3 protein-coding genes are annotated in these 2657 nt (G+C 40.8%); 2 read left to right on the top strand and 1 reads right to left on the bottom strand.

All coding sequences use genetic code 11. From position 1 onward, the window contains the following. Nucleotides 1-877, top strand: an 877-nt coding sequence (argS, locus tag OQ279_RS18200; RefSeq protein ID WP_266071286.1) for an arginine--tRNA ligase, incomplete at its 5' end; no start/stop codon positions are given. 592 nt (nucleotides 878-1469) lie between these two features. Continuing rightward, nucleotides 1470-1649: a XapX domain-containing protein gene (locus tag OQ279_RS18195; protein WP_066442272.1), complete on the top strand. Its 180-nt coding sequence runs from the start codon at nucleotides 1470-1472 to the stop codon at nucleotides 1647-1649. Nucleotides 1650-1671: 22 nt separating this feature from the next. Here OQ279_RS18195 and uvsE read toward each other — a convergent pair whose 3' ends face one another. Then, nucleotides 1672-2628: a UV DNA damage repair endonuclease UvsE gene (uvsE, locus tag OQ279_RS18190; RefSeq protein ID WP_266071283.1), complete on the bottom strand. Its 957-nt coding sequence runs from the start codon at nucleotides 2626-2628 to the stop codon at nucleotides 1672-1674. Between the last annotated feature and the right edge of the window lie 29 nt (nucleotides 2629-2657).

The raw sequence follows: 2657 nt of genomic DNA, 5'->3' as shown, positions 1-2657 counted from the left end.
CTTATACCATAATGGGAAAATTGATGTTGCTCTTGATGCGCTAAAACAGAACGGTCATATTTATGAAGAAGACGGTGCGACATGGTTCCGCTCTACCACTTTTGGTGATGATAAAGACCGCGTTTTAATTAAAAATGACGGATCTTATACGTATTTAACACCAGATATTGCTTATCACAAAGACAAGCTCGAGCGCGGTTTTGAAAAGCTGATTAATATTTGGGGAGCAGACCACCATGGCTATATCCCTCGTATGAAAGCAGCGATCCAGGCATTAGGCTATGATAAAGATGCTCTGGAAGTAGAAATCATTCAGCTTGTTCATTTATACAAAAACGGCGAAAAAATGAAAATGAGCAAACGTACAGGTAAAGCTGTTACAATGCGTGATCTGGTAGAAGAAGTTGGATTAGATGCAACTCGTTACTTCTTTGCGATGAGAAGTGCTGATACGCACCTTGATTTTGATTTGGATCTTGCTGTTTCACAATCAAATGAAAATCCAGTGTACTATGCGCAATATGCTCACGCACGGATTTCAAGCATTCTGCGTCAAGGCAGTGAGCAAGGTTTCGAATTCGATCACCAAGCTGACTTTTCATTAATTGAAGCGGAAAAAGAAATGGACGTATTGAAAAAGATCGGTGAATTCCCGCAAGCCGTTTCCGAGGCAGCGTTAAGACGCACACCGCACAGAATCACCAACTATATTTTTGACCTAGCTTCTACGTTCCACAGCTTCTATAATGCTGAAAAAGTACTGGATGCTGAACAGCCGGAAAGAACAAAAGCTAGACTGGCTCTTATTAAAGCTGTCCAAACCACATTAAAAAATGCACTTGCATTAATCGGTGTTTCTGCACCGGAAAAAATGTAAGTACTCTTTGTCCCCCTGTGAGAGAGCAGGGGGCTTTTTTTATGTGCTAAAATAGCGATTTGATAGGAAAACCGTTCTGTTTGATAGGAAAATCATAATTTTTGATAGGAAAGCTGGAGAATTTGATGGTAAATTGCTCAAATTTGATAGGAAAGCACATATATTTGATAGGAACACGATCTAGACCAAAAGGGAGTAACTTCTGTAATCACTAAAATCCGGGGATTGATCGAAAAAACGGCGTAAATGACTGAAAACTGGTTCAAAAAGACCGAAAAGCAAACCAAATTGGCCGAAAAACTTTGGGGAATGATCGAAAACCTCTGGAAAATGATCGAAAGCATGCCCAATTAATGAATAAGGCAGCAGATTTGAGCGGTAACAGCCCACTTAATGTCGAGAAAAAAAAAGTCCAGAATAAAATCGCCGAAATCCCAACTGATATCTAAGGTGGCAATTAGTTTTAATTTTTACAACCAACCGTGTGACTACGCAAAGTCACCTTCAACTCCTCTTGTCTAAATTCTCTCCATATATTATTTTCATTAAGGGAAATACTATCAAAAATGGATGTTACTAGAGGAGGATTACGATGAAAATTGTCATTTTAGCTACACTTACCGGTTTTTTAGTAGGATTTCTTTTTGCGCTATTAAAGCTGCCGATTCCAGCACCGCCGGCTTTACCGGGGGTTATGGGGATAGTGGGCATTTATTTAGGCTTTAAAGCGTTTGAAGTGATTGCGCCATGGTTCCAGGAATTAATGAAATAGAAAAAGCGGCCGGGGGCCGCTTTTATTTCCATTCTACTGCTCCGCCAGATATTCTTTTTACCCCTCTAATTTTACTGATATCCTCAATCAGCTTTAATACAGCCTGATCTTTTGCTTTCGCTTCAATCATAAAATCAACATCCACATTCAAATCATGAAGAACGTTCAGCAGCGGTTTTAAAAATTCAACATCAACAAAGTCCGCATGGGAGCGGAAGGCTTTTTCATTTTTAGGGGAGGAAATATGGATTTTGGGAGGCTGTCCGGTATGTTCCCAAGTTGCAAAGGTGCGCGGCAGGAACTCTTCTAGCGTCAATTCTCCAAGGTTGGCCATGTGATGATGATAATCAAAGACAAACGGAACGCTTTCTCTTTCACAGGTTAGCAAAGTTTCGTCCGTATTATACGTTTTATCATCGTTTTCCAGCGTCATCTGCTTCTTAATGTGCAGCGGCAGCTCTTTCAGATTTTCATAAAAGCGATCAATCGTTTTTTCTTTGTCACCATAAGAACCGCCAATATGAATATTGATATAGCTCTGCTGTGCCAGTCCCATTGCTTCAAACATCCGATAGTGATATTCCATGTCCTTGACCGCATTGGCTGTTACTTCTTCGCGCGGAGAAGTAAAAAGCGTAAACTGATTGGGGTGAAAGCTGACCCGCAATTGATGATCCTTGACAAGCTGTCCGATTTCTAACCAGCTGTCCCGAAAAGGCGTGGTAAAATCCCACATTACCTCAGGATGTGTAGCCAGCGGAACAATCGAACTGGACATTCGGTATATTTCCAGCTGATGAGCAATATTATAATGCAGCATCCGTTTCGTATTGGCTAAATTGGCTGCAGTAACGGAAAGTAATTTTTCCTTTCGTTCTTCCTTGCCGAGCTGTGAATAGCGGGCAAAGGTTAATGCCTTTGAAGGGGAGGAGTCCCATAGGCTAATCGCTGTTGATACATAGCCAAATCTAATTTTCATGTAAAACACCTGCTTTTTCTATACACCTT

It is taken from the genome of Salinimicrobium profundisediminis (assembly GCF_026241755.1).
GTDB classification, from domain to species: Bacteria; Bacteroidota; Bacteroidia; order Flavobacteriales; family Flavobacteriaceae; genus Salinimicrobium; species Salinimicrobium profundisediminis.
Note: the sequence above shows the minus strand (reverse complement) of the source record. Positions and strands in the feature narration are given on the sequence as shown.

Coding starts and splice junctions, on each gene's coding strand:
- OQ279_RS18195 (WP_066442272.1), top strand. CDS start 1,470: ATGAAAATTGTCATTTTAGCTACACTTACCGGTTTTTTAGTAGGATTT.
- uvsE (WP_266071283.1), bottom strand. CDS start 2,628: ATGAAAATTAGATTTGGCTATGTATCAACAGCGATTAGCCTATGGGAC.